Source organism: Echinicola marina (genome assembly GCF_020463795.1).
Taxonomy (GTDB): Bacteria; Bacteroidota; Bacteroidia; order Cytophagales; family Cyclobacteriaceae; genus Echinicola; species Echinicola marina.
This window is the reverse complement of the sequence record NZ_CP080025.1, coordinates 1591206-1616635: the sequence shown is the minus strand read 5'-3', so window position 1 is coordinate 1616635 and position 25430 is coordinate 1591206. Positions and strand designations below refer to the sequence as shown.

Below are 25430 nucleotides of genomic sequence, written 5' to 3'. Positions count from 1 at the left end.
AAGACGAAAGACCTCCTTAATCTTGCACTATAAACACTCTGCATGCTTGAAAGAACATTGAATTAACTTTACTCAGCCGCTTCCTCTTTCTTCTTAAAGAACACCTGCCTGATCCATCTGGGCAAAAAGACTGCTCCCAAAAGCAGATAAGGGTAGTAAGAAAACATTCTCCAGAGAATACTGGTAACAAAGGTGTAATTGGACAAGAACTCATAAAAGAACTGTGCAAAGAAAAACTCTGCAGTCCCGCTACTTCCAGGTGTAGGGGACACCATCATCACTATCCACATGATAATTTGCCTGGCAAAGACAATGATATGCTCGTTAAAGCTCATGTCCACATAAGCGGTGATCAGAGCATTCAGCATCAAATAGCGAGAACACCAAATAAATACAGTAGCTAGGGAAATGGTTATCCAATAATTGGCCTTTTTGCCCTGCAATTCCTTGCTGGACTCAATAATCTGATCACCATATTCGCTGGCATTATGTTTCCACTTCCTGATCCATCTGATACTGAATATTTTCAACAAGATCCATTTGAAGACCCTTGGCCGATAAAACAGTGCTGCTGCCATCACCAGGGAATACAAAGCATACAAAAAATAGCTCACCCAAAAGATATACCCCAGACTATTGTCCAGCCTGAGTTCAAGTACCTTACTATCAGGAAAAATATAGCCTTGGGCAAAATAAAGGACAATTGGCGCGCCTATGACAAAAAAGAGATTGTCCAAAATGGCCGTCACCATTACATAGGCAATGGCCTTTCCCAGCTTGATCCCCTCTTTATGTAAAATAAACACGGCCACCGCAGTGCCTCCGACGATCGAAGGGGTGACCGCAGAGGCAAATTCCCATAATATAATGACATAGATGGCCCGCAGCCAGGTGAGTTTCTTGTCGGTGATTTCCCTGATACGAAAGACATAGCCTGCGTCGCGCATAAAAATCACCAAAAAAGCGATGAACAAAGAAAATAAAGAAGCATCAAAAACACTGCTCAGATTCTCTTTCGTGATCGATGGATCCATGTAAAACATGAGGAAAACAATACCAATCCCGATCAAAATAGGAATCCAGACCTTATTGGGGTTCAGTGTTTTGAAAATCTCTTTATTATCTAACCTCATAAATACTAAACCTGAACTCCTTCTGTTTTCTCCACCCAAAAATTATTAAATCCTTCTCCCAGCTTAATGGTTACGAGCGATAACTGCAATAATTCAAGTATCGCCAGAAAAGTATAAATCACGAATATCTTATCAGGCTTGTATTCTATAAATTCAGAAAATGCCACATGCTTCTTGAAGCTGATCTTGTCCAAAACAAAGTTTTTTTGTTGGTCAATGGTGTAGGGATATTGGACCACAGTGTGTTTTGTTTCATCAGTTCTAGCGGAGTACTTGGCCATCACCCGCTGAAAAACCCTCAGAATTTTATATAAATCAATATCCTGCACTTCACTCTCCACATTATCTACCTTACTCAATTCTTTAAGCTCAGCAGCGATATTTCCCCTCTTCTCTTTGCTCATCCTTTCCGCTTCCAAATCCGAAAGCTCACCGATCACGGACTTGTACTTTTTGTATTCAAGTAAGTGCCGTATCAATTCTTCTCGAGGATCGATCTCCTCCCCATTCTCATCCAATTCGGGTCTGGGGATCAATAATTTACTTTTGATCTTCATCAAAGTAGCCGCTACCAGGATAAATTCACTGGCCACTTCAATCTCCATTTTTTCCAAATGTTTCAAGTAATCCAGAAAATCATGGGTGATTTTTGAGATAGGAATATCATAGATATCCAGCTCATCGCGCTCGATAAAGAACAGCAATAAATCGAAGGGTCCCTCAAAAAGCGGTAATTTGATCTCGAAACTCACTGGATAGTATTAAATTTCTCTTAATTTTGCGATCGAATTGATTATCAAAGATATTATATAAATACAAAAATCTATAGGAGACGGTTCAAAATCCATAAGATTTATTTCTTGAGGAAAGATTGGCTAAATTTTAGCTATATTGAAACAATTGAACCTCAGTCTCAGTTATCATTGCCAAACGGTATCATACTGCCATGTTAATAGAACCAGGGAAACTTCTCGCTCAAATCAACTCCCCGGATGAATTGAAAAAATTCAGCAGGGATCAACTCGTACAAATTTGCGAGGAGTTGCGCCAATACATCATTGACTCTGTTTCAGTCTATGGCGGCCACTTTGGCGCGAGCTTGGGCGTGGTAGAATTGACCGTTGCCTTGCATTATGTGTTGAACACCCCTTCAGACCAACTGGTTTGGGATGTGGGCCATCAGGCTTATGGGCACAAAATCCTCACAGGTAGAAGGGGGGAATTCCATACCAACAGGCTATATAAGGGAATCTCAGGGTTTCCAAAAAGAAAAGAGAGCGAATACGACAGTTTTGGTGTAGGACATTCCAGCACCTCTATCTCTGCCGCCCTAGGTATGGCCATGGCCTCCAAATACAAGGGAGATGATTTAAAACAGCATGTAGCTGTAATAGGTGATGGATCCATGACAGGGGGAATGGCCTTTGAAGCCATGAACCATGCGGGAATCTCTGACACCAATATGATCATTATCCTCAATGATAATTGTATGTCTATCGACCCTAATGTCGGTGCACTGCGGGATTACCTAACGGATATTACTACTTCTCAAACTTATAATAGGTTCAAGGATGATTTGTGGAGGATCTTGGGCAAGTTCAGTAAATTTGGTTCCAGTGCCCAAGAAATTATCTCTAAGGTAGAAGGAGCTGTAAAATCGGCCCTGCTCAAGCAAAGTAATCTTTTTGAATCATTAAACCTTCGCTATTTCGGTCCAGTGGATGGACATGACGTAAATCACTTGGTAGAAGTATTGAATGACCTCAAAAAAATCCCAGGGCCTAAAATCCTTCATTGCCTGACGGTAAAAGGAAAAGGTTATGACCTCGCAGAAAAAGACCAAACCAAATGGCATGCTCCCGGTAAATTTGACAAAATCACCGGTGAGATTTCCAAAAAGATATACGATACACCCCAGCCACCTAAATACCAAGATGTTTTTGGACACACTTTAGTGGAATTGGCTGAAGAGGACGATAAAATCATGGGGATTACCCCAGCCATGCCTTCAGGATCATCTATGAATATCATGATGAAGGCCATGCCTGACAGGGCTTTTGATGTAGGTATTGCCGAGCAACATGCAGTAACTTTCTCTGCAGGCTTGGCCACCCAAGGTCTAAAGCCTTTCTGTAATATTTACAGTACTTTCATGCAGCGTGCCTATGATCAGGTTGTTCATGATGTTTGCCTGCAGAATCTTCCAGTAGTTTTCTGCTTGGACAGAGCGGGATTTGCAGGTGCCGATGGCCCTACCCATCATGGTGCTTATGATATTGCTTATTTCCGTTGTATCCCTAATTTGGTTATCAGTGCCCCTATGAATGAGGAAGAACTAAGAAACATGATGTTTTCAGCTTCCAAATATGAAGGACCTTATTCCATTAGATATCCTCGTGGACAAGGGGTGATGCCTGATTGGAGAACACCAATGAGGGAAATACCTACCGGGCAAGGTCGTATTATCAAAGAGGGAGAAGACGTTGCTATTTTGACCTTAGGACATATTGGAAATTATGCCATAGAGGCCTGTGAAAAGCTGGAAAAGGACGGCTTAAATCCTGCTCACTATGATATGCGCTTTGTGAAACCATTGGATGAATCATTACTTCATGAAGTCTTTGGCAAGTTCAAAAAGGTAATTACTGTAGAAGACGGCTGTCTCATGGGAGGATTTGGCAGTGCTGTATTGGAATGGATGATGGACCATAACTATCAGGCCCAAGTAAAAAGATTGGGAATTCCAGATGAGGTGATTGAACATGGTACACAGCTAGAACTCCATAGAGAATGCGGTTTCGATCCGGATGGAATCGCCCAAGCTGTAAAAAAGTTAGCTGATCCCATATCAGTAGAAAAATAAAAATTCTAGAGCACTCATCAGGGCTCTTTTTTTTATCCTATTCATTGATTAATTTTCTCCAATGACCAGTCAAATAGAATATACCGATCAAGGGCATGGTAGTCCAGTAATATTTATTCACGGATTTTGTGAGGCCAAGGAAATGTGGAAAAGGTTTGAAGCGGAATTGTCCTCTCATTATAGGGTCCTTTGCCCTGATTTACCTGGTTTCGGTGAAACTCGCTGGTATGAGGAAAATATCAGCTTGGAAAAAGCTGCTGAAATGCTTCAAGCATGGATCAAAGGCCTAAATTTGGAAAAACCCACTGTGATTGGCCATTCATTGGGTGGGTATGTCACCTTAGCTTTGGCAGAAATGATGGGAGAAGAGCTTGGAGGAATTGGGCTTTTTCATTCCACAGCATTTGCTGATGATGAAGAGAAAATTGGTGTCAGAAACCGCACCATCACTTTTGTAAAAAAACATGGGGTCAGGAAATTTGTAGACTCCTTTGTCCCACCTTTGTTTACCGAAGAACATAGGGAAAACATGAAAAGCAGCATAGAAGAAGTGGTCGAAATTGCCCGAACAACTAGCTTTGAAGGGCTGGTTTCCTTTACCAAAGCCATGCGGGACCGCAAAGACCGAATGGATATCCTCAGGGATTTCAAAGGCAAAAAATTAATGATAGCTGGGGTGTTGGATGGTGCAGTAAAAATCGATGCAAGCCGAAAACATCAAGAATATGTTGATTATTATCATGAACTTTCAGATGCTGGCCATATGGGCATGTTTGAAGCAGAAAAGGAAAGCCTAGGAATGGTCAAGGAATTTTTAAAGGCTTAAGATTAAATTTCTAATTTCAGCATTAAATAAAAAAGGCCTTGGAAATATGTTTCCAAGGCCTTTTCGTTATTCATGACTAACCAAACTAAAACTTCACATTGACACCAAGCATGAAATTGGTTCCTGCCATTGGGTAGTAATAGTTTTCTGTCACCAGTTCAGGGTCAGTTTCCCCTGGAACGAAATAGCTGAAGGTATATCCATTTGGCTCATACATTTCGTTGAAAACATTATTCACTTTCATATTAAACTCCAAAGCCTTTACAAATCTAGGACGGACTGAATAGATCAATTGGATATCATTGGTTAAGTAAGCATCCAGCTTGCGACCTTCATTTTGGGTATTGTCCAAATACTGGTCATCCACATATTTGGCCATCCAGCTGATCTCCATGTTTTTCACAGGTCTGAAATCGATAATGGCGGAACCTACAATATTTGGAGAAAAAGCAATATCAGTATCCGTATAGGTAAAGTCTATCTGCTGAAACTGCTCGGAAGCATAATCATCTATATACTCAGTGAATGTTTCTATCTTGTTTCTGCTGAAGGCGATATTTCCTCCCAAGGTCCACATTGGAGAAAGCCTAACCGCTCCGTCTAGTTCAATCCCTGCTCTATAGGACTTATCCACATTCTCACGGATATAAGCTCCTACATCGTTGATTTGCCCAGTTAATATCAACTGGTCCTTATAGCCCATATAATAGAAGTTGGCATTATAGCTGAAGTTTCCCTTTTGCGCCCTGATACCCACCTCCAGATTATTCAGTCTTTCCGGTTTTGGTATTTCAGTGATGGGGTTATCTATAAAATCACTTCTTACGGGCTCTCTATTGGCAACCGCATAAGAAGCATACCAAGTTTCTCCTTTTCCTGTTTCATAGCTAATGCCCACTTTAGGGTTAAAGAAATCATAATGCTGGTTGCCATCTACCACCCTTTGATCATCATTGACACCTTGGAATTGATAATCTATTTGTCTGAATTGCAAGTCACCGAACAAATACAGCCTATCAGCTACTTCATAGGTAGCTTTAGCATAAATATTTCTATCATCTTTTACTGCATTATTATCATAGTAGCGGTCACGAATTTCAGTATTTCCTGCTATTCTTGCCCAGATGATTTCACCAAAATGGTCTCCATCATAACGGTTGGCTCCACCACCAAACAAAAAGTCCAAATGGCCATTGTCAGACACATAATTTAAGGAGAACACCCCTCCATAGAAATCATTGTCCAACCATCTTCTTCTAATAATATCGGTACTTTCAATGAGCTCACCACCGATCATGATCGGTTCCAAACCATAGCTGGCAAAATCATCCTCCGCTCTAAACTGTTCATAATAGCCACGGCCATAAGTATAATGCAAGGCACCATTGGCTTTCCAGTTCTGGCCAAACTTACCGGTATAGATAAATTGATAATGATCTTGCTGGTAATTATCGGTCTCATTATCATAAGTATAATAATTAAAGGTCCTGTCATTCTCCAATTTGGATTCAGGCAGGCCATACCAAGACTGGTAAGTTTGCTCTTTTCCTGAGAATATATTCACCTTAAAAACATGGTCATCGCCATAGTATCCACCAGAGACAAAATATGATTTCAAGTCTGAAAAAGCCCTGTCCACATATCCATCAGAGTTGATTTTTGAAAGCCTGGCATCTACTGCCCATCGGTCGTTCAATAATCCTGTTCCCGCCTTGACAGTATGCTTCCAAGAATTAAAAGATCCGAAGGAATTACCGACTTCTGCATAGGCTTCTTCCTTTTTTGTATCCGTTTGAATATTCATGCTGGCACCAAAGGTCGCCGCTCCATTGGTGGAAGTTCCTACACCACGTTGAATCTGAATATTGTCCACCGAACTGGCAAAATCCGGCATATTTACCCAAAAAACACCATGGGATTCAGCATCATTCATAGGAATTCCATTTACGGTGACATTGATCCGGCTTTGATCAGATCCACGAATTCTCAATCCGGTATATCCAATTCCCGCACCGGCATCAGAATGGGTAACCACCGATGGTGTATAGTTCAACATGATAGGAATATCCTGACCCAAATTATTCTTGGCCAGTTCTTCCTTGTCAATCGTCTGAAAGGTAGTGGGCGTGGTTGCTGAAGCACGGGTAGCAGAAACAATAAATTCTTCAGTAAGAAGAGAATTTCTTTCCAACTGAATATCCAAACCACTTATTGGTGCTTGAATTTCCCTTACCAATGTCTCATAACCAACAAAAGAGACCCTGAGTTGATACTTTCCTGCGGGCACCTTTTCAATAGAGAAATTCCCCTTCAAATCAGAGGTGCTTCCCCTGCCTGTCCCTTCCAAAATCACATTGGCCCCTATGAGCTCCTCACCGGTTTCTACATCCACAATATGGCCGGTAACATGATTTTGTGCCATAGCACTAAGCCCGACCAACAAACATAATGTGGTCAAAAAGACGCGTTTCATAATAATCTTAGATTTTTAATTTGGTTAAACTTCGAAGCAGTCCAGGGGAGACTGCTACTTTATATGTTCACCATAATATCCACTCTCGGTGGAATTCTCATTTCCCTTCGTCGGCATTACCCGAATCAGGTATTATGGGTATGATCTCAGCCCGTTAATTTAGGGCACCCCTTATTAGATCTATTTGCAAGGGCAAAGTTAGAAGGTTTATTCCAGAAAGAAAAACGTAAAGTAACTGTCTGCAACAAGTCGGTACTTAACCAGATAGAACACCTTGACAATAAGCCATTATTAATCTACTGATTAAAGATCCACAATTCGACAGGTCCCATCACCAAAATACATAGGGCGGTTTCTCAATTTGCAATATATTGGATAGTACATACAAAAAGCGGGGAAGCAAATGCTTTCACATTCATTTCCCCACAAAATATATCCGGAATTTTTCCTAAAAAGGAATACCTCGAAACTATTCTAAAAGGTGCAAAAAGTATAAAGCTCCCCAACACCTATACAAACTTTATTTCAATCAGAAACACACATAAACTGTATTAAATCGTAAATCAAATGTTTAAAAACATCAATGAGACATACTATATTTCACCCAAATTACCTTATCATTTGTCTTCAACCAACTCCTCTTTCTCCTTGGGCTTCACATATCTGGGCCTGATCAAAAGTCTCAAAGAAGGATCAAAAGACAAGTAATTCCAAGCCCAGTCTAAGAATATAAATATTCTGTTTTTTACTCCAACAATGGCCATAAGATGGACAAAAAGCCAAGTGATCCAAGCAGCGAATCCCTGAAATTTCACAAATGGTAAATCCACTACAGCCAGGCTTCTCCCCACCGTGGCCATTGAACCAAGATCCTTATATTTAAACCTAATTTGCGGACGGTTATCAGCTATGGCTTTCAAATTTTTGGATAGATTATCCGCCTGCTGTATGGCCACCTGCGCTACTTGCGGATGTCCTCGGGGATAATCTTCATCAGTCTGAATACAAAGATCCCCAACCACATATATTCCTTGACTGTCGATCAATGCATTATACTCATCCACTTTTAAACGCCCATTGGGGATCATTTGATCTTCACGCAGGCCTTTAATATGATTAGGTTTCACCCCTGCTGCCCAAAGTAAGGTCTGCGTTTGCAAACCTTCATGATCTTTGATTTTAATGGTCAAACCGTCATAATCTTCTACCGCAGCATTGACCATGATTTCCACCCCCAACTTATCCAGATATACCACTGCCTTGTCACTGGCTTCAGTGGACATTCCTGCCAACAGCTTCGGTCCTGCTTCGGCTAGTACAACTCTCATATTCTGAAAATTCAATTCAGGATAATCTTTGGGAAAAACATTGTTTCTCAGCTCTGCAATAGCTCCTGCCAGCTCCACCCCTGTTGGTCCACCGCCTACAATGACTACATTCATCATGGATTTCCGCTTCTCCACATCAGCGATATTGATGGCCTTTTCATAATTGGAGATGATGCGGTTCCTGATATATAGAGCTTCAGAAACAGTTTTCATGGGCGTACTGTGCTCCATGATATTCTTCATCCCAAAATAATTGGTATCAGCCCCCATCGCCATGACCAAATAATCAAAATCGATATACCCTACATTGGTATACAATCTTTTGTTATCTTGGTCCAACTCCAGGGCCTCGGCCATCCTGAAGGTTACATTTGGCGTATGGTGGAATATCTTTCGCAAGGGAAATGAAATAGCACTGGGCTCTAATGCTGCTGTAGCAACTTGGTAAAATAAAGGCTGAAACTGATGATAATTATTCTTGTCCAGAAGGATCACCTGATATTCAGAATTGACCATCTTTCTGGCCAATTTAAGCCCGGCAAAACCACCGCCAAGAATCACCAGTTTAGGTCGATTGGACACAGGGAGATTTGGAATGGGATATTTTACAGTATCTGGCATAGCTACTAGGGTTAAGTCTATAATTTGTTGAAGCAAGTCCGTTATCATTGCCACAACAAATATAAAAAGCCTTGACTTGAAAAGTACTTGTTTAGGCAGTTATGATGAGCCAATTCAAAAGATTTATTATTTTTACAATCCTGAAATTAAAATCATATGGGAAGAGCATTCGAATTTAGAAAAGAAAGAAAGTTCAAGCGTTGGAGCAAAATGTCCAAGGTATTTACCCGCTTGGGCAAGGAAATAGTTATAGCCGTAAAAGCCGGGGGACCAGATCCAGACAACAACCCTAAGCTTAGAACGGTCATGCAAAATGCCAAGGGCGCAGCCATGCCCAAAGACCGTATCGAAGCGGCCATAAAAAGGGCTAGCAATAAAGACCAAAGCAATTACGAAGAAGTAGTATATGAAGGCTTTGCACCGCATGGTGTGGCTATTTTACTGGAAACTTCCACCGACAATATCAACCGTACTGTTGCCAATGTAAGGCATTATTTTACCAAAGGGGGCGGCTCTTTGGGTACTTCAGGTTCGGTTAGTTTTATGTTTGACCATAAGGCTGTCTTTAGATTCCCTAAAGATGATCATGACCTGGAAGAACTTGAGCTAGACCTGATCGATTTTGGACTGGATGATATTGATGAAAACGAAGGTGAAATCTTTATCTATACCCCATTCGAAGAATTCGGCAATATGCAAAAAGCCTTGGAAGACCGAAATATTGAAGTCACCAGTGCGGATTTCCAGCGCTTTCCTACCACAACGGTTGACCTAACAGAAGAGCAGGAAGAAGAAGTCAATAAGATGATAGAAAGAATGGAAGAGGACGACGATGTTAATAATGTCTACCATAATATTTCATAATTAAAAGTATGATTTCATTTGCCTTTGGCCCTGAGCCAAAGGCTTTTTTATTTTTAACCAAGGCTATTTAATGGCATTTCCAAAAAGAAAAAATATTCAAAAACGAGACCGACAGCAATTGGTCGTTGTGGGCAGCAATAATCCCGTAAAGATCAATTGTACAGAAAGTGGCTTTGCCCAAGCTTTTGAACAATCCTATTTTGTGGTTCAAGGCCTCAATGTTGATTCAGAAGTCAGCGATCAGCCCTTTGGTGATGAGGAAACCTATAGAGGAGCTCATAATAGAGCTAAAAATGCCAAAAGTGCATTTCCTGAAGCAGATTATTGGGTGGGCATTGAAGGTGGAGTAGCCAAGATGGAAAATGAACTGGAAGCATTTGCCTGGATAGTTATTTTAGACAAAAATGGAAAAGAAGGAAAATCCAGGACGGCTACATTTATCTTGCCTGAAGCGATCAGTAAGCTGGTTAATGAGGGAATGGAACTTGGAAAAGCTGATGACCAGGTCTTTCAAAGAGAAAACTCCAAACAAGGGAATGGCGCTGTTGGAATATTAACCAATGGAACCATCAATAGAAAAGAATATTATTACCAAGCAGTCGTTTTAGCATTGATACCATTTATAAAAGAGGAACTGTATTAAGAAACTCTATGGGCTATAGATTTTTTCAATTGGTTTAGCAATTTAATTGATATTACTTTTGTTTCATCAATAAGCAACACATAAACGAACAAGAATATGTTACAGGAATTAGAACAAGACAACCTTCAGGAAGTAGTTTCACAAAATGAAAAAGTGATTGTACAGTATGGTGCAACATGGTGTGGTAACTGCCGTATCATGAAGCCAAAAATGAAAAGACTTTCTGGCAGCTATGAAGGAATCACCTTTTTGTATGTAGATGCTGAAAAACTTCCTGAATCAAGAAAATTGGCCGAGGTAACCAACCTGCCAACCTTTGCCACTTTCAAAGACGGAAAATTGGTTAACCAAACGCAAACAAATAAAGAAGACAACCTTAAAGCTTTGATAGATGAGATTGCCAATAATTAAGCATGTGCTCGGTTTTATCGAGGAAAACGATGAGGATTGGGTGAATGAAACCATAGAACTACTTGAATCCATGACCGAAATCCCTTCACTGAAGGATGAGGAATTGGAAGTCATGGGAGAATTACTCTCCAATCTTTACGGTACATTAGAAGTAAATACCATGATCAAAGACGGTATGGATAAAAAAGAAGCCATGAATGCTTTTATGAAGCGCGTAATGGGTTCCATAGACAAATAAAAAAAATCCCCGGTAATGATACCGGGGATTTTTTTATTTCACCCATTTTACTTTTTCAGCAATTGGTTTTCTTTTTCCTTCTGGCCAAATATCCAACTTTGGCTTGGCCACATAGAAAAACCCCATCAACTTGTCTTCTTCTCCCAAACCAAAATACGCTTTGGCTTCGGGATAAAAAGTCACCCCGCCTGTTCCCCAATAGGCCGCCAATCCATGGGCACTGGCTGTCAAGTACATATTTTGCACTGCCATAGAAACTGAAGCTACTTCCTCCATCTCTGGAAGATTGGCCTTCAAATCACGCTTCATGGCTATTGCGATTACATGGGAACATTTCAGCGGGTTTTCTTGAAGCTTTTGATAAACTGCCTCTTTAAAATTCCCATTCCTTTCTGCTCTTTCCTTATAACATTCAGATTGGAAATCTGCCAATTCTTTAAGCCCTTCTCCTGAGAAAACTGTAAATTCCCAAGGCTCGGTTAATTTATGCGTAGGCGCCCAGTTGGCATTTTCCAGCATTTCCTCGATAATGCTGTCTTCCACAGGGTCATTTTCCTTAAACTGTGCCACAAACATTGAGCGACGGTTTCTGATAATCTTGTTTACTTCCTCAATATTAAAAACGGGTTTTTCCATTCTAAATAATCTTTCTATTTAAATAATTACTTGAGCTAAACTTTTATGCAAAGGTAATAATGCCCATGACAAGATAGCTATAGCTTCCTCTTTTCAATTGAAACCTAACAATTAAAAAATCATTAAATAAGTTCAGAAAATTTGTAGTATCATCAAATGATAATCATATTGATCTTCATTTTTTATCCAAAACCTGCGCCATGTCCAAAATGCCGCAAAATTGTCATAAAATAGACGCAACTACGACACTATCATTACGGCCCTAGCATGAGTAGTTTTGAGATATACAAATCATAAAATCATGACAAAAGAAACAATAGCACAAAAACTAAGAGCACTAAGAACCTCCAAAGGAATATCTCAAGAATTTTTAGCTGATGAAGCAGGGCTGAGTTTAAGAACCATTCAACGAATAGAAAATGGAGATTCCAAACCCAGCGGGGCTACCTGTACCAAACTTGCCGAAGCACTAAAAGTAGATCCCCAAGTACTATTGGACACCGATCATTCAAAGGACATCGCTTACCTTAAAAAGCTAAGCCTTTCTGCCCTTTCTTTTATTTTATTCCCCCTACTGGGAATTTTAGTCCCTGCTATTCTTTGGGTACTTAAGAAAGACGAGGTAAAAAATATCAACGAGGTATCCAGAAAATTGATCAACTTTCAAATCACCTGGGTATTACTGCTATTGCTAACACCCTATATATTTATTCCCATAATAATATGGTCAATATCAATTATTTTTCAGATCGCTACTAGTCCCGGAACTACAAATATGAGTTATTTCGGTTTAGGCTACCATGGAAATATGGTAATCTGGATCCTGATGTATATCACCAATGCCACTTTTATCATCATCAATACCTTTAGAATCCACGATCAAAAGGACACCAAGTATTACCCAAAGATCAGGTTCATACGAGCTTGATCTTATCCTATTTTATTTATCTAAAGTATCTTATTTTATGACTATTCTAAATTTTTTCAGTACCCCAATAGAAACGAAATATTTGTACGCAAATTAATCATTCGGCCTTAGGAGCATTCGTTTTTGGGACAGTTGATGGGGGCGTTTAAAAAATGAGTTAGCTCGCGAAGTGGACGAGCGAGATCCGCTCATTTTTAGCCTACGGCAAATGGCACAAAATCAAATTGAGTCAAACGTATTACATTCGGAAACGAAATTAGCTCAATTTGAAGAAGGTTCCTCGGCCTAGATTTTTGGTTCTTTTCATCGATGGAAAAGAACAGAAAACAATAAGTTCCTCACAAAGTTCGGTTACCCACAACATTGCGGACACACATAATTTACTTTAATACCTCACTTTAAACTTAACTCCACCATAAAAATTCAATGGGGCAGCCGGCTGATAGTAGCGTCCCCCAAAGGCATTAAGATCATTTCCCAAGCTGTATTGCTCATCCAGTATATTTTCGGCACCAAAATAGAGCTCCAAATCATATTGACTGCCCAAGCTTTTCCTCCACCCCATCCGGGCGCTCAATAAATTATAGCTGTCCTGGAAAACAGTATTGACATCATTCAGCGGAATTTCATCTACAAACTGATGGGTAATATTAAGATATAGCCCAGCCCTAGTTTTTAGGTTAATTTGATTAGCCAAATTATTTGGGGCCACTCCTGTTAGTTTATTTCCAGAATAGACCTCACCATCATCCACATAATCTTTAAACCTAAAGTGATAAAAAGAGTAAGCATGTACCAAAGCTATTTCCTGAAGCCAAGACAAACCATTTCTATACAGGGCATAGTCCAATTGGGCCTCTAATCCCTTTTGGTTCGTTGCCCCTGCATTTTGGAAAAGCACCACTCCTTGTTCATTGGTATAGGTGGTAATGGTTTCGTCTAACTTGAAATAAAATGTACTTATATCAACATTGAACCTATCCTCCCAATAACTGGCTCTATAGCCTATTTCATAGTTCACTCCCCTTTCAGCCTCCAAATCTAGATTGATGGTACCTTCATTGGTCCTCACCTCATCAATCGTTGGTGGTGAAAAGCCTGAACTTATACTTCCAAAGATGGAGGAATGATCATTTAATTTACCTGAAAGAGCTAACCTAGGCACCCATACAGGATCAAATGTCCTCTCCACCGCATAGGGCTCTCCAGCAGATGCATCAATGGTCCTATTGATATCAAACTTGGAGAAATTCTCGCTTAACCCCAGGGTCATTCGGATAGCTTCTGTCCACTTTACTTCCAACTGCTGAAATAAAAACGCTTGTGTCGTGATCAAATCGTCACTAAACCGAATAGTATCTGCTTGTCCTCCTCGATTCCCAAAGTTTTGTGCACTGGTATTGGAAAATTGATACTCTCCACCAACAATAACTTTCACTGGAAAACCAGCCCATTGGTCATCCAAGCTAAATTTGGTCCTTCCTCCATAACCATACTGCGTTTCTCTTTTATAATCCAGATTGAAAGGATTTTCAAAATCTGTTGTTTGAACATAAAAGGAAGTATGATTATTCCATTGATCATTAAAATCATAATCATGGACAAAAGTCCCATACAAGGTCTTTTGGGAAATAGAGGCGTTTTGGGCGGCAGAACCAGGCCTGGCCTGTTGTGGGTTTTCGGCCACTTGATCGGCATTTAAGCCTCCGGGAATCTGATACTTAAGATCTGAATACAATAACTCCGTAGAAACAGTTTGCTTATCGGATGGAAAAAAATTAGCTCCCATCTGAAGGACCTTTCTATCCAAGGCACTATGGTCCCTGTATCCATTTGATTTTTGTTGGACATAATTAGCATGTACATTGGACTTTTCCATTGTTTGCTGTACGCCCACACTGTATTTTACCAAACCATATTCACCCAGACCAAGGTTAACTTGCACAGCATTTTCATCGATAGGCTTGGAAGTAAAACTGATCACCCCGCCATTTCCTGCTCCGTAGATGCTTCCTGCTGGACCTTTAATGATATCAGCCTTCTTTACATTATTCAAATCCAATAAATTCAGGGCGGTAGTACCATCAGGAGAAGTAAAAGGAATACCATTCCAATACACTTTTACATTCCTTACTCCAAAAGGAGCTCTTAATGAGCTGCCCCTAATGGAAACCCTATAGCTTCCTGGCGCCCGCTCCTCCAATCGAATTCCCGACTTGGTATTAAAGGCTGATACCAAAGAAGTCTCATTGAAGCGATAAAACTCCTCCTCCCCGATATGACTCACAGCAGCATCCTGTTCCATAAGGGATCTTGATGACCCAAAAGTAGAAACAACTACTTCAGACAGGCTATTGGTCTTACGCTCCAAAAATATGGTGCGGTTCTCATTGGGCTGGATTTTAACCCATAAGCCAGCATATGAAATATGTGAAAAGGAAACATCTTCTACCTTTTGGTTATCCAATATAACTCGGCCTTGCTCATCAGAAATTTCTTTATTCTGAGAATTGATCTTAACCAAAACAGCTGGAATCGGCTCTTGGGTCTCTGCATCCAAAATGGTCAAAACTGTTTGTCCCAAAATCAAATTGGGCAGAAGGCCAATAAAAATGGCTAATAGAATGGTAAACTTTAAATTCATTTGCCAAAAATAAGGATTAATATCCTTTGCAAAAGAAAAATTGAAAGACCTTTATGTTCCATAGCACTTAAAATATGCTTGCAAAAAAATAGAATTAATCTTACAATTTTTAGGCCTTTTCACCTACAAAATAAACCGATTCAATTTACATAAACTTAAAAATACCTTGCCAATGCTAATACAATTTTGACACTTTTTATGGGAGATGAAGTATAAAAAGTTAAAATTTATAAAATTAAGACACGATTAATTATATTGAGGCCTCGTTATAACCCTCCTTATCAATGATAAAAAATTTAGCATTTCTATTATTACTTATTATGGTGGCCTGTCAAACTGAACCAGTATCGCCACCTGCACCTGTAGCACCCACACCTTCTGAGCGACAATTAGCTTGGCAGGACATGGAATATTACGCCTTTGTTCACTTTAATATGAACACCTTTACCAATATAGAATGGGGAATGGGCGGTGAATCCCCTGATACATTTAACCCCACTGAATTGGATTGCCGACAATGGGCCAAAGTAGCCAAAGAAGCAGGCATGAAAGGTATCATCATTACAGCGAAGCACCATGATGGATTTTGCCTCTGGCCAACAGAAACTACTGACCATTCTGTAAAAAGCTCCTCTTGGAAAGATGGAAAAGGGGATGTCCTTAAAGAGCTTTCTGAGGCTTGTAAAGAGTATGGATTGAAATTTGGCGTATATCTTTCCCCTTGGGACAGAAATAACGAGCATTATGGTACTCCAGAATATATAGAAATCTTCAGAGCTCAGCTAAAAGAATTATTAACCAATTATGGTGATGTTTTCGAAGTATGGTTTGATGGTGCCAATGGAGGCACCGGATACTATGGCGGCGCCAATGAAGAAAGAAAAGTAGATAAAAAGACTTACTATGACTGGGAAAACACCTATAAGATCATCCGCGAACTTCAACCAAATGCTGTAATTTTCAGTGATGCAGGTCCTGACGTCCGCTGGGTAGGCAATGAAAGCGGCCACGCCTATAAAACGACTTGGTCCAACTTATTGCGTGATGAAATATATGGAGGTATGCCTAATTATCACACCGAATATGCAGATGGACAAGAAAATGGTACCCATTGGGTGCCTGCAGAAGTGGATGTATCCATTCGACCAGGTTGGTATTACCATGAATATGAAGACCACAAGGTAAAATCACTTCCTACACTTTTGGATATATATTATGAAAGCATTGGCCGTAATGGCTCACTTTTATTGAATTTCCCTGTAGATAAAAGAGGCCTGATCCATGAGAATGATGCCGAGCAAGTATTGAAATTAGCCGATAAAATAAAAGAAGATTTTGCTAAAGACCTAGCTGCTAATGCAGGCAGCATCGAGGCCTCCGAAAGCAGAGGAAATGGTTATGAAGCGGAAAATGCAATAGATGAAAACCCTGAAACTTATTGGGCGACTAATGATGGAGTAATTGAAGCTTCTTTAACCATCAATTTTGATGGACCTATTACTTTTAACCGTTTCTTGGCCCAAGAATATATTACTCTAGGACAAAGAGTGAAAGCCTTTACAGTTGAAGCCCAAACTGAAAATGGATGGGAAGAAATCGCTTCGGAAACCACTATTGGCTATAAAAGGATATTGAGATTCCCTGATGTGACTGCCAATGCGGTTAGATTTACCATCAAAGATGCCAAGGCAAGTCCGACGATCTCAAAAGTGGCCGTCTATAATGCACCGAAGGTAGTATTAGCTCCTGAAATCAAAAGAACCATCGCTGGAAAAGTGAGTTTAGAGGTTCCTGACGAAGGCGTGGACATCTACTATACCACTGATGGAAGCCAACCTGATCAAAATTCAACCAAATATGAAGGTGAATTTGATGTCAAAACGCCACAAATCATTCAGGCCATTGCCTTGGACAAAGCTACCGGAAAAGTAAGTGAAGTAAGCAGAAGAGATTTGGACCTAGCCAAAACTAGCTGGAAAGTAGTAAATGGAGGAGAAAAAGCACAACAAGCCATTGACGAAAACATCCACTCGAACTATGTCAGCAAAAGCAACGAAATTATAATCGATCTTGGAACGGAGGTGAATTTGAAAGGATTTACCTATATGCCTATGCAAAACCGCTATATGTCAGGGGTGATCCAGCATTATAATTTTGCGGTAAGTACAGATGGTAAGAGCTGGAAAACGGTAAGTACCGGAGAGTTTGGCAATATCGCCAATAGCCCAATTGAGCAAAAAATAAGCTTTGGTACGGTGCCTGCTAAATTTATCAAATTAAAAGCTACCAAAACCCTGGATGGAAAGGATGCTTCCTTCGCGGAAATTGGTACCATTTCTGAATAAGCACTTAAACCCCGGCATTACTTGACCTGCCGGGGTTTATTTTTTATCTGATGAAATCAAATCTGGAGCTTAAGAAAAATTAACTTATCCTGCTCCAATTGACAGCATGCTTCTTTTGGTTTTTTATTTGCCTTAACACCATGGCATTTTGAGGAAGTTTTAATTCTGCATCCTCTTGTATCAGTTGCTGGGCAGCATCTCTGGCCATGGTAAGAATAGGCGCATCTTTACTCAAATCTGCTATTAGCAAATCAGCTACACCACTTTGTTGGGTACCCATCAAATCACCCGGGCCTCGCAATTTGAGGTCAACATCAGCAATTTCAAATCCATTATTAGTTCTCACCATGGTATCCAGCCTCACTCGACTATCTTTGGAAAGCTCATACTTACTCATCAAAACGCAATAAGACTGCTCGGCCCCTCTCCCCACTCGCCCCCTTAACTGGTGCAACTGTGAAAGCCCAAACCTTTCTGCATTTTCTATGACCATCACAGAGGCGTTCGGAACATTCACTCCCACTTCGATAACAGTAGTGGCCACCATGATTTTGGTTTCCCCCTTCACAAAACGCTGCATCTCGAATTCCTTATCTGCGGCCTTCATATTTCCATGAACTATACTGACTGGATATTGGGGAAAGGCACGACAAATACTCTCGTATCCGTCCATCAGACTTTTGAGATCCAACTTTTCGGATTCATCAATCAGGGGATATACCACATAAATCTGCCTGCCCAGCTCTATCTCCTTTTTCATAAAACCAAAAACCTTCAACCGATCTTTATCAAAGCGGTGAACGGTCTGTATAGGCTTTCTCCCTGCTGGCATCTCATCAATTACTGAAATATCCAAATCACCATACAGGGTCATCGCCAAGGTCCGTGGGATAGGTGTAGCAGTCATCACCAATACATGAGGGTAAAAATGCTTATTCTTGGCCCAAAGTTTTGCCCTTTGGGCGACACCAAATCGATGCTGCTCATCCACTATCGCCAGGCCTAGATTATGAAATTGAACCACATCCTCCAGCAAAGCATGAGTACCAATAAGAATGTGCAATTGCCCATTTAAAAGGTCTGCATGAATTCGTTTCCTTGCAGATTTCTTCGTGGAGCCAGTCAACAGATCAATTCGTAAACCCATCATTTCGGCATACTCCCTCAATCCTTCAAAATGTTGGGTAGCCAAAATTTCCGTCGGAGCCATCAAACAGGTTTGCGTGCCAGAACTGATGGCAATCAAGGCACAAATAAAAGCCACCATGGTCTTCCCACTTCCCACATCTCCTTGAATCAATCTATTCATTTGCTTCCCGGAACGCATATCTGCAAAAGATTCTTTGATCACACGCTTTTGCGCGTTGGTCAGCTCAAAGGGCAAATGATCCGTATAAAACTGGCCTACCAAATCAGTTTTCCCCAATACCTGTCCTTGGAACTTTTCGGTCCTGGTCAATTTTAACTTAAGCAATCGCAATTGCACAAAGAAAAACTCTTCAAACTTAAGCCGGTACCTGGCCCTTTTAAGGCGTTCAGGCTCATCAGGAAAGTGAATCTGTTTGATCGCATCTTTTTTGGGCATGAGATTAAACCGCAGCATCACTTCTTGAGGCAGGGTTTCCTGTATCTGCGGATAGGCATTTTGGACCAAGACATCCATTATCCTTGAAATCCCCTTGCTATCTAGATACCTGGCCCTTAGTTTTTCTGTAGTAGGATAAACAGGCTGAAAAAAACTCTTTTCTTCTTGCGCCGCCGTCAGTGGCTCCATTTCTGGATGGGCAATGCTGAATTTTCTCCCATATTGGTTCGGCTTACCAAAGAAAATATAAGTAGCACCGGGAAGCAGTTTTTTCGCCACCCATTGGATGCCTTTAAACCAAGTCAGCTCCATCTCCCCTGTTTCATCCTCTATATAAGCGACCAAGCGTTTTTTACGGGCCATGCCCACAGTTTCAACCCTTCGGATTTTACCAATTACTTGTACATGCTCAAGATTTCCGTTGATCTGATTGATCTTATAGAATTTAGTGCGATCCTCATAGCGGAAAGGATAGTGCTGAAGGAGCTCCCCAAAAGTAAAAATATCAAGCTCCTTATTAATTAAGGCTGCTTTTTGTGGGCCTACACCCTTTAGAAACTCAATTTTTGTATCAAAGAATCCCGGCAATTTCCTGCTTTCTTGGTGGTTAATTCAAACTCGGCCACAAATTAATTTTTAATACCGTGAAAAGCTATTGCTGCTTAATAATATTACTTCTCAAAGCTGGAGCTGTGACAGCAATCGTCCTAATTATTCCCCGCTTTCAGGCTCGACAGACCAAACTGCTTTATTGAATTAGCTCTTTCCTTTCCACAAGAAAGACAAACCTACAGCAGGGCCCACAGCAAGTACAATAAAAAGATAATGGACATCGACAGAAGCCCTAAAATAATTCAAAAGCTGAATACTGAAAATTGTCAATGCAAACCCCAAACTGTTCACAATGGTCAATGCCGTTCCTTTAAAATCCGCCGGAGCATTTTGTGCGACCATAGTAGAAAACAAAGGTGAATCTGCCACCACTGCTAAGCCCCAAATTAAAAGGAATATAATCAGTAGAACGGGAGAAGGCTGAAGAAAAATCAGAGGCGATACCAAACAGCATAAGCCTGATATGGCCAAAGCCATTGAAGCTATCTTTTTGGCTCCTTGGTTGATATAAAGGTAGCCAGCCAAAATACAGCCCAAGCTGCCCATTCCGATTATCAGGAAAGACCATAATGAAATATCCAAATGAACATGAGGATGGAAGGCGCCATAACTGACCAATATAAAGGGAACAAATGCCCAAAAAGCATACAACTCCCACATATGTCCAAAATATCCGATCGCGGCAGTGCTGAACTCCCTAATTCGAAACACTTTAAAAATAGCTGATAAATCAAGACCAGCCGCTGCTTTCCTGTATGGTCCATCAGGCACAAACTGCCCAATCAAAAAACCTCCTAAAACGGCTAAAGCTGAAATAAAAATAATCACATATACCCAAGAAAGATCACCTATAAATGCCTGAAGAAAGTGTGGAAAAGCTGTTCCCAAAACCAATGCACCAACCAAAAAGCCTAAAGACTTACCCAATCCATGTTCATAATAATCTGCTGCAATCTTCATTCCCACTGGATAAATCCCAGCCAAACATAAACCTGCCAAAAACCGCATCACAATCAAGCTAACTAAAGTATTCCCGGGCCAAACCAGCCCCAAATTAAAAAGTCCTCCCAATACAGCACAAAACAAAAACACCCTGGAGGGTGAAAAGCGGTCTGCAACACTTAATAATGCAAATATTAATGTTCCAAAAATAAACCCCAACTGAACAGCTGAGGTAAGATGGCCCAAGGCAGTACTGCTAAGGTCAAAACTTTCCAAAAGGCTTCCCATCACGGCATTGCTGGCAAACCAAATGGAAGTACAGCAAAACTGGCTGAATACTATCAGTGGAAGAATTCTTTTAGCGGGCTTCATAAAAAGAGGTGTAGGATTGTTAGATTGAAGTGAATGACGAACAAAACTATTTCTTTTTGCTTGACTTTGCCTTAGGATTAAATTCCAGGCATTTTTCCACCCAATATTCCAATTGCGGCTCGGTGTCCACCACATTCCCATCTATAAACACAAAGCCCTTCATACTTCTACCTGTGAAATTCATCTCCATACATCCTGCCTGTTGGAGTGCCTCCTGATATTGATCTGGACCTACTCTGGCCATGATGCGGTCCTCATGAACACCAATGCACATTTTACCATCGACCATAAAGCAAAGGCCTCCCATCATCTTCTTTGCTTCAAAAGGTTTGCCGGCATGCTGCAAAACATGCTCTATCCGATCCGCTAAAAAGGTATTATATGCCATACATTTTATTTTGTGTAGAATGTAATTTAAGCTTTTATATGGCTAAAATCAACAAATTATTGGTTATATCGAAGGTGAAAGTTTGTGAATTGCTGGATTCCAAATCCTTTATTTAATATTGAAAAGATCCATATGCTATCTAATTAACCTTATGATTTCATTCAAAAAATGTTTTTGGATATTCTACCATTCCAGTAACATTTTGAAATGCTCCTGGAAATAATTCAATAGCCATGCAATTCTCATCTGGCACCTCAAATGGAAGAGTGATGCCAAAATCACAGGCCTGCCTATACCCAAACCTTGGATAATAATCCGAATGTCCGAGCACCACAATTCCCTTGAAGTCCATTTCCCTGGCTATTTGATGCGCCTCCACAATCAATTTTCCGCCGATTCCCTTCTTTTGGTATTCAGGCAGTACACTTACTGGAGCCAAAGCGAGCGCTTCATGAGAATGATGAACATCCTTGATTTTTATTTTGCTCAGTAAAATATGTCCCAAAATCTGATTTCCAGATTCCGCTACTAGCGAAAGCTCAGGAACGAAACCTGATGATCCCCTTAAACGATCTACAAGAAATTGTTCCTGGTGATCGCTCATTGGCTTCGTTTTGAAACGATTCTTTTATAAGATTGAAAACCTCATGGTGATCCGAATCGATTTCCTGCCTAAGGATAATATTCATATTTATTCCACGATTTGTTTCACATGATGGCCCATGTGATCGGCATAATCACTGATCAAGAAAGCGAGATTTTCTTGACGGTGGTCATTGATGAAAATAGGGATGTTAACCGCGTCTTCATCAAGGTTTGAAATTATTTGGACGATCCTTTGGTTCAGCACCATTCAAAGCTGGAGCAGGGATTGCGTGTTGGTATGTTGATAATCATTTACACTTACCCATTCGTTTTGACGATAAGGATGTACAGAATAGACTGAGGGAGAAAATTGGATTTCCACAAAGCGTTGAAGGTTATGAATGGCTGAATCCACCAAGTGTCCTAAGATTTCCTTTTTGGACCATTTATGGGGGAATGCCTTGTATTCCATGGTATTTTCGGGACAGTTTTGGACATAGCTATCCACTTGTTTCATAAGTTCGCTTATTTGACTTGCCTCCTTCATAGTTTTCAATTAGGTGTTTTTGGGATTAAGGATATCGATGATATTTTCTTTTAGAAGAATATGCATCCCCAGTCTTTCATAGGATACACCTTCTTTAATTTCATAGCTATAAGTTAGCTGATTCTCATCAATTTTGGCTTCGAAATAGTGGCATTTCACATTGGGCCAATCAGCAATCTGGCTTGCAATTTCTGTAATATGGGTAGAAATAAAGTAGGTGCTCTGCTGAATTTGGGAAAAAGACTTTATAATATACAGGGATGCCTCATAAGCATCTTTTACATTGGTACCTCTAAACAGCTCATCAAAAATCACAAACACGCTTCCTTTTTCCTTGATTACATTGGCGACTTGTTTTATACGTTTCACTTCCGAATAAAAATGACTATATCCAAGTCCCATATTGTCCGAAAGGTTTATGGTTGTCATTAGTCCTTTATAAAAAGTAGTTTGTATTTCTTTGGCTGGTACGGGAAATCCTAAATGGGACAGGTATATTGAAAGTCCCAAAGATTTCAGAAAAGTGGATTTACCAGCCATATTGGGACCTGTAAGGAAACAAAGGTTTTGCCCATCTTTCATCTCCAGATCATAAGGAATGGGAGATTCCAAAAAAGGATGGAAAAGGCCTTTAAGTTTTAACTGGGGAATGGCCGAATCTATAAAACCTGGCAGACAAAGGTTTTCCTTAAGGGCTGTTTGAGCTACAGCATTATAGGCATCAAATAGATAAATAATATTGACCAAGTCTTGTGTTTCTTTTTTGTATTTCTCCCTGAATAACCAGTCAAATTGATGGGGTTTAACACGATGAGGTGAGTTCTTTATTTCACTCAAAAGGCCTGAGATTTCCTTTAGTTGTATGTAATCCTTAACGAAAGAGAAATAAGCCTTAAGCTGTTCAGGAATTTCATTTTTTGTAATGTGGGGAAGGTGTCTTTTCAATTCCAAAAGAAGATAGACAAGCTTTTCCACACCAGTCTTAATTAAATAGACATCATTTCGATTACCTTGTCTGACAAACATGTTCTGGAAATAAGCATCAATAAAATTGGATTTCAGGGTGGTTTTGTTCAACCTAAAATAGTGATCGATAAAATCCATTTGACTTGAAGAAATCTCGAAGGGCAATTCTGCCTTCATAAAGAATTTGATGGAATCTCTTCGGTCCAATATTTCCTTCGGTGAATCCAGTGGACTTTCCATAAGTCCCTTTAGCTGAAGCCTGCCTCCAAAAGTTTTAGTACGATTGAAAAAGGAAAAAATACTTTTTGAGTTTGGTCGGTCTCCAAAAAGTTCTAGATCTTGTACCGTTTGTTCATCAATTGTAAAAGACATGACGTAAGATATAGTTATTACAACGTAAATATCACTTATTCTGTATGTTTTTACTGATGTATATTTTCTTACAACCTTAGGTTCATTTCCCTTTTATATTGATAAGAAAAATTATTTTTTATGTATACCCGCAATAGCACCAGTAGCTTTAAAATAGCATGATAATCTTTCAAAAAGCATACGAAAGTCCCTAGAAATGAGATATTATTCCATGCAAACCTGTCTTCCGCCAGGTAGATCCGTGAAATCTCCCGATAAAACGGGACAGGCTGTGAGAAATACAACTACTGGCACGATGCCGGATAATCATATTATTTTTTCAATAATCACCACCCTTTTTACTGTTTTCTACTGATCTTAACCACTCTTGCAATTCACTTTCCATCTTTGAAGCCACAAAAGGAAGCTGCTGAATAATATTATCTTTTTCGCTGAGATCATTCAATAAATCATAAAGCTCAAAAGGGCTATCAGGTGCATCTCTTACCAATTTATATTGCTCACTTACCCAAGACACCCGGTGCTGGTCCAGATAAATAAAGCCTATGGGATTAATGCGGCTCTGCTTTTCTCCTGATAATAAGGGATAAAAACTTTCGCCATCAATTGGCCGATCATCAGGATAACTTATATCTAGGACATCCAAAATAGTAGGCAAATAATCACTGGTCACGGCTGGAAAATCACTCCGCTGACCTGCCTCAATTTCACCTTTCCAAACGGCAAATGCCGGCACCCTTACTCCCCCTTCGTACAAACTTCTCTTTTTTCCCCTAAACGGCCCTGCGCTCCCGGGTGTTCTTAGCTCTGGTCCATTATCACTACAGAATAAAATCAAGGTATGCTCTGCCAGCTCCTTTTCTTCCAAATAATCCCAAAGCCTGCCTATCTGCTCATCCAAAGCTGTAATGGTTCCATAATACAACTGCTCCTCAAAACTTAAATTGGCATATAATTCCCTGTGTGGCACATCTGCCACCACTGGAAGATGGGGCGTATGAAACCAAATACTTGTAAAAAACGGCTTATCACCTTTTAAGGATTGGTCTATAAAGGGCAAAACCCTGTCCATAATCACCCTGGCATCATCACCTTCCAAATTACCTTC

21 protein-coding genes and 1 riboswitch are annotated in these 25430 nt (G+C 40.2%); of the genes, 8 read left to right on the top strand and 13 right to left on the bottom strand.

What is annotated here, in order from left to right:
• Positions 1–68: 68 nt before the first annotated feature.
• A complete protein-coding gene (locus KZP23_RS06845) occupies positions 69–1133 on the bottom strand; it encodes a lysylphosphatidylglycerol synthase transmembrane domain-containing protein (RefSeq protein ID WP_226335351.1) in 1065 nt (354 codons plus the stop codon).
• Between the two features lie 5 nt (positions 1134–1138).
• The gene (locus KZP23_RS06840) at positions 1139–1885 is read right to left on the bottom strand and encodes a segregation and condensation protein A (protein WP_226335350.1); all 747 of its coding nucleotides are present in this window, start codon (positions 1883–1885) and stop codon (positions 1139–1141) included.
• A gap of 194 nt (positions 1886–2079) precedes the next feature.
• Here KZP23_RS06840 and dxs point away from each other — a divergent pair, with 194 nt between their 5' ends.
• Positions 2080–3996 carry a 1-deoxy-D-xylulose-5-phosphate synthase gene (gene dxs, locus KZP23_RS06835; protein ID WP_226335349.1) on the top strand — a complete coding sequence of 639 codons (1917 nt, stop codon included), beginning with the start codon at positions 2080–2082 and terminating at the stop codon, positions 3994–3996.
• A gap of 61 nt (positions 3997–4057) precedes the next feature.
• The gene (locus KZP23_RS06830) at positions 4058–4822 is read left to right on the top strand and encodes an alpha/beta fold hydrolase (protein WP_226335348.1); all 765 of its coding nucleotides are present in this window, start codon (positions 4058–4060) and stop codon (positions 4820–4822) included.
• Positions 4823–4907: 85 nt separating this feature from the next.
• Here the strand turns inward: KZP23_RS06830 and KZP23_RS06825 are convergent, their stop codons facing one another.
• Entirely contained in the window at positions 4908–7295 is a 2388-nt protein-coding gene (locus tag KZP23_RS06825; protein WP_226335347.1) for a TonB-dependent receptor, read from the bottom strand.
• A gap of 85 nt (positions 7296–7380) precedes the next feature.
• Positions 7381–7477: riboswitch (TPP riboswitch) on the bottom strand.
• A gap of 435 nt (positions 7478–7912) precedes the next feature.
• Entirely contained in the window at positions 7913–9244 is a 1332-nt protein-coding gene (locus tag KZP23_RS06820) for an NAD(P)/FAD-dependent oxidoreductase (protein WP_226335346.1), read from the bottom strand.
• Positions 9245–9400: 156 nt separating this feature from the next.
• On the opposite strand from KZP23_RS06820, the gene KZP23_RS06815 reads away from it, so the two are divergent.
• The 4 genes from KZP23_RS06815 (at position 9401) to KZP23_RS06800 (ending at position 11400) form a co-directional block, all read left to right on the top strand.
• Positions 9401–10108 (top strand): YebC/PmpR family DNA-binding transcriptional regulator, encoded by a 708-nt coding sequence (locus tag KZP23_RS06815; protein WP_226335345.1) that lies wholly within the window; start codon positions 9401–9403, stop codon positions 10106–10108.
• A 70-nt stretch (positions 10109–10178) separates the two neighbouring features.
• Positions 10179–10751 (top strand): inosine/xanthosine triphosphatase, encoded by a 573-nt coding sequence (yjjX, locus tag KZP23_RS06810; protein ID WP_226335344.1) that lies wholly within the window; start codon positions 10179–10181, stop codon positions 10749–10751.
• A 96-nt stretch (positions 10752–10847) separates the two neighbouring features.
• Positions 10848–11162, top strand: a complete 315-nt coding sequence (locus KZP23_RS06805; protein WP_186757072.1) for a thioredoxin family protein — start codon at positions 10848–10850, stop codon at positions 11160–11162.
• Positions 11143–11400 (top strand): DUF6952 family protein, encoded by a 258-nt coding sequence (locus KZP23_RS06800; protein WP_226335343.1) that lies wholly within the window; start codon positions 11143–11145, stop codon positions 11398–11400. Before KZP23_RS06805 ends, KZP23_RS06800 begins: the two co-directional genes overlap by 20 nt.
• A gap of 33 nt (positions 11401–11433) precedes the next feature.
• On the opposite strand, the gene KZP23_RS06795 is transcribed toward KZP23_RS06800, so the two are convergent.
• Positions 11434–12036: a nitroreductase family protein gene (locus tag KZP23_RS06795; protein WP_226335342.1), complete on the bottom strand. Its 603-nt coding sequence runs from the start codon at positions 12034–12036 to the stop codon at positions 11434–11436.
• A gap of 301 nt (positions 12037–12337) precedes the next feature.
• Here KZP23_RS06795 and KZP23_RS06790 point away from each other — a divergent pair, with 301 nt between their 5' ends.
• Positions 12338–12964: a helix-turn-helix domain-containing protein gene (locus KZP23_RS06790; protein WP_226335341.1), complete on the top strand. Its 627-nt coding sequence runs from the start codon at positions 12338–12340 to the stop codon at positions 12962–12964.
• Between the two features lie 385 nt (positions 12965–13349).
• Here the strand turns inward: KZP23_RS06790 and KZP23_RS06785 are convergent, their stop codons facing one another.
• Positions 13350–15608, bottom strand: coding sequence for a TonB-dependent receptor family protein (locus KZP23_RS06785; protein WP_226335340.1), 2259 nt, complete (start codon positions 15606–15608; stop codon positions 13350–13352).
• A 284-nt stretch (positions 15609–15892) separates the two neighbouring features.
• On the opposite strand from KZP23_RS06785, the gene KZP23_RS06780 reads away from it, so the two are divergent.
• Positions 15893–17953, top strand: a complete 2061-nt coding sequence (locus KZP23_RS06780; RefSeq protein ID WP_226335339.1) for an alpha-L-fucosidase — start codon at positions 15893–15895, stop codon at positions 17951–17953.
• Between the two features lie 79 nt (positions 17954–18032).
• Here the strand turns inward: KZP23_RS06780 and recG are convergent, their stop codons facing one another.
• From recG to KZP23_RS23125, 7 genes are all read right to left on the bottom strand, one after another.
• Positions 18033–20126: an ATP-dependent DNA helicase RecG gene (gene recG, locus KZP23_RS06775; protein WP_226335338.1), complete on the bottom strand. Its 2094-nt coding sequence runs from the start codon at positions 20124–20126 to the stop codon at positions 18033–18035.
• Between the two features lie 168 nt (positions 20127–20294).
• The gene (locus KZP23_RS06770) at positions 20295–21464 is read right to left on the bottom strand and encodes an MFS transporter (protein ID WP_226335337.1); all 1170 of its coding nucleotides are present in this window, start codon (positions 21462–21464) and stop codon (positions 20295–20297) included.
• 46 nt (positions 21465–21510) lie between these two features.
• On the bottom strand, positions 21511–21852 hold the full coding sequence (locus KZP23_RS06765; protein ID WP_226335336.1) for a TfoX/Sxy family protein: 342 nt from the start codon (positions 21850–21852) through the stop codon (positions 21511–21513).
• A 157-nt stretch (positions 21853–22009) separates the two neighbouring features.
• A complete protein-coding gene (locus KZP23_RS06760; protein ID WP_226335335.1) occupies positions 22010–22456 on the bottom strand; it encodes a GNAT family N-acetyltransferase in 447 nt (148 codons plus the stop codon).
• 249 nt (positions 22457–22705) lie between these two features.
• Entirely contained in the window at positions 22706–22984 is a 279-nt protein-coding gene (locus KZP23_RS06755) for a hypothetical protein (RefSeq protein ID WP_226335334.1), read from the bottom strand.
• Between the two features lie 9 nt (positions 22985–22993).
• Positions 22994–24322, bottom strand: a complete 1329-nt coding sequence (locus tag KZP23_RS06750) for a MutS-related protein (protein WP_226335333.1) — start codon at positions 24320–24322, stop codon at positions 22994–22996.
• A 319-nt stretch (positions 24323–24641) separates the two neighbouring features.
• A complete protein-coding gene (locus KZP23_RS23125) occupies positions 24642–25421 on the bottom strand; it encodes a sulfatase family protein (protein ID WP_394370968.1) in 780 nt (259 codons plus the stop codon).
• Between the last annotated feature and the right edge of the window lie 9 nt (positions 25422–25430).

Excerpts from the sequence above, each read along its gene's own strand:
- KZP23_RS06795 (WP_226335342.1), bottom strand. The coding sequence starts at position 12,036 with ATGGAAAAACCCGTTTTTAATATTGAGGAAGTAAACAAGATTATCAGA.
- yjjX (WP_226335344.1), top strand. The coding sequence starts at position 10,179 with ATGGCATTTCCAAAAAGAAAAAATATTCAAAAACGAGACCGACAGCAA.
- KZP23_RS06845 (WP_226335351.1), bottom strand. The coding sequence starts at position 1,133 with ATGAGGTTAGATAATAAAGAGATTTTCAAAACACTGAACCCCAATAAG.
- KZP23_RS06770 (WP_226335337.1), bottom strand. The coding sequence starts at position 21,464 with ATGAAGCCCGCTAAAAGAATTCTTCCACTGATAGTATTCAGCCAGTTT.
- KZP23_RS06785 (WP_226335340.1), bottom strand. The coding sequence starts at position 15,608 with ATGAATTTAAAGTTTACCATTCTATTAGCCATTTTTATTGGCCTTCTG.
- KZP23_RS06780 (WP_226335339.1), top strand. The coding sequence starts at position 15,893 with ATGATAAAAAATTTAGCATTTCTATTATTACTTATTATGGTGGCCTGT.
- KZP23_RS06815 (WP_226335345.1), top strand. The coding sequence starts at position 9,401 with ATGGGAAGAGCATTCGAATTTAGAAAAGAAAGAAAGTTCAAGCGTTGG.
- KZP23_RS06825 (WP_226335347.1), bottom strand. The coding sequence starts at position 7,295 with ATGAAACGCGTCTTTTTGACCACATTATGTTTGTTGGTCGGGCTTAGT.
- KZP23_RS06805 (WP_186757072.1), top strand. The coding sequence starts at position 10,848 with ATGTTACAGGAATTAGAACAAGACAACCTTCAGGAAGTAGTTTCACAA.
- KZP23_RS06755 (WP_226335334.1), bottom strand. The coding sequence starts at position 22,984 with ATGAAGGAGGCAAGTCAAATAAGCGAACTTATGAAACAAGTGGATAGC.
- KZP23_RS06765 (WP_226335336.1), bottom strand. The coding sequence starts at position 21,852 with ATGGCATATAATACCTTTTTAGCGGATCGGATAGAGCATGTTTTGCAG.
- KZP23_RS06800 (WP_226335343.1), top strand. The coding sequence starts at position 11,143 with ATGAGATTGCCAATAATTAAGCATGTGCTCGGTTTTATCGAGGAAAAC.
- KZP23_RS06830 (WP_226335348.1), top strand. The coding sequence starts at position 4,058 with ATGACCAGTCAAATAGAATATACCGATCAAGGGCATGGTAGTCCAGTA.
- KZP23_RS06750 (WP_226335333.1), bottom strand. The coding sequence starts at position 24,322 with ATGTCTTTTACAATTGATGAACAAACGGTACAAGATCTAGAACTTTTT.
- KZP23_RS06760 (WP_226335335.1), bottom strand. The coding sequence starts at position 22,456 with ATGAGCGATCACCAGGAACAATTTCTTGTAGATCGTTTAAGGGGATCA.
- KZP23_RS06790 (WP_226335341.1), top strand. The coding sequence starts at position 12,338 with ATGACAAAAGAAACAATAGCACAAAAACTAAGAGCACTAAGAACCTCC.
- dxs (WP_226335349.1), top strand. The coding sequence starts at position 2,080 with ATGTTAATAGAACCAGGGAAACTTCTCGCTCAAATCAACTCCCCGGAT.
- KZP23_RS06820 (WP_226335346.1), bottom strand. The coding sequence starts at position 9,244 with ATGCCAGATACTGTAAAATATCCCATTCCAAATCTCCCTGTGTCCAAT.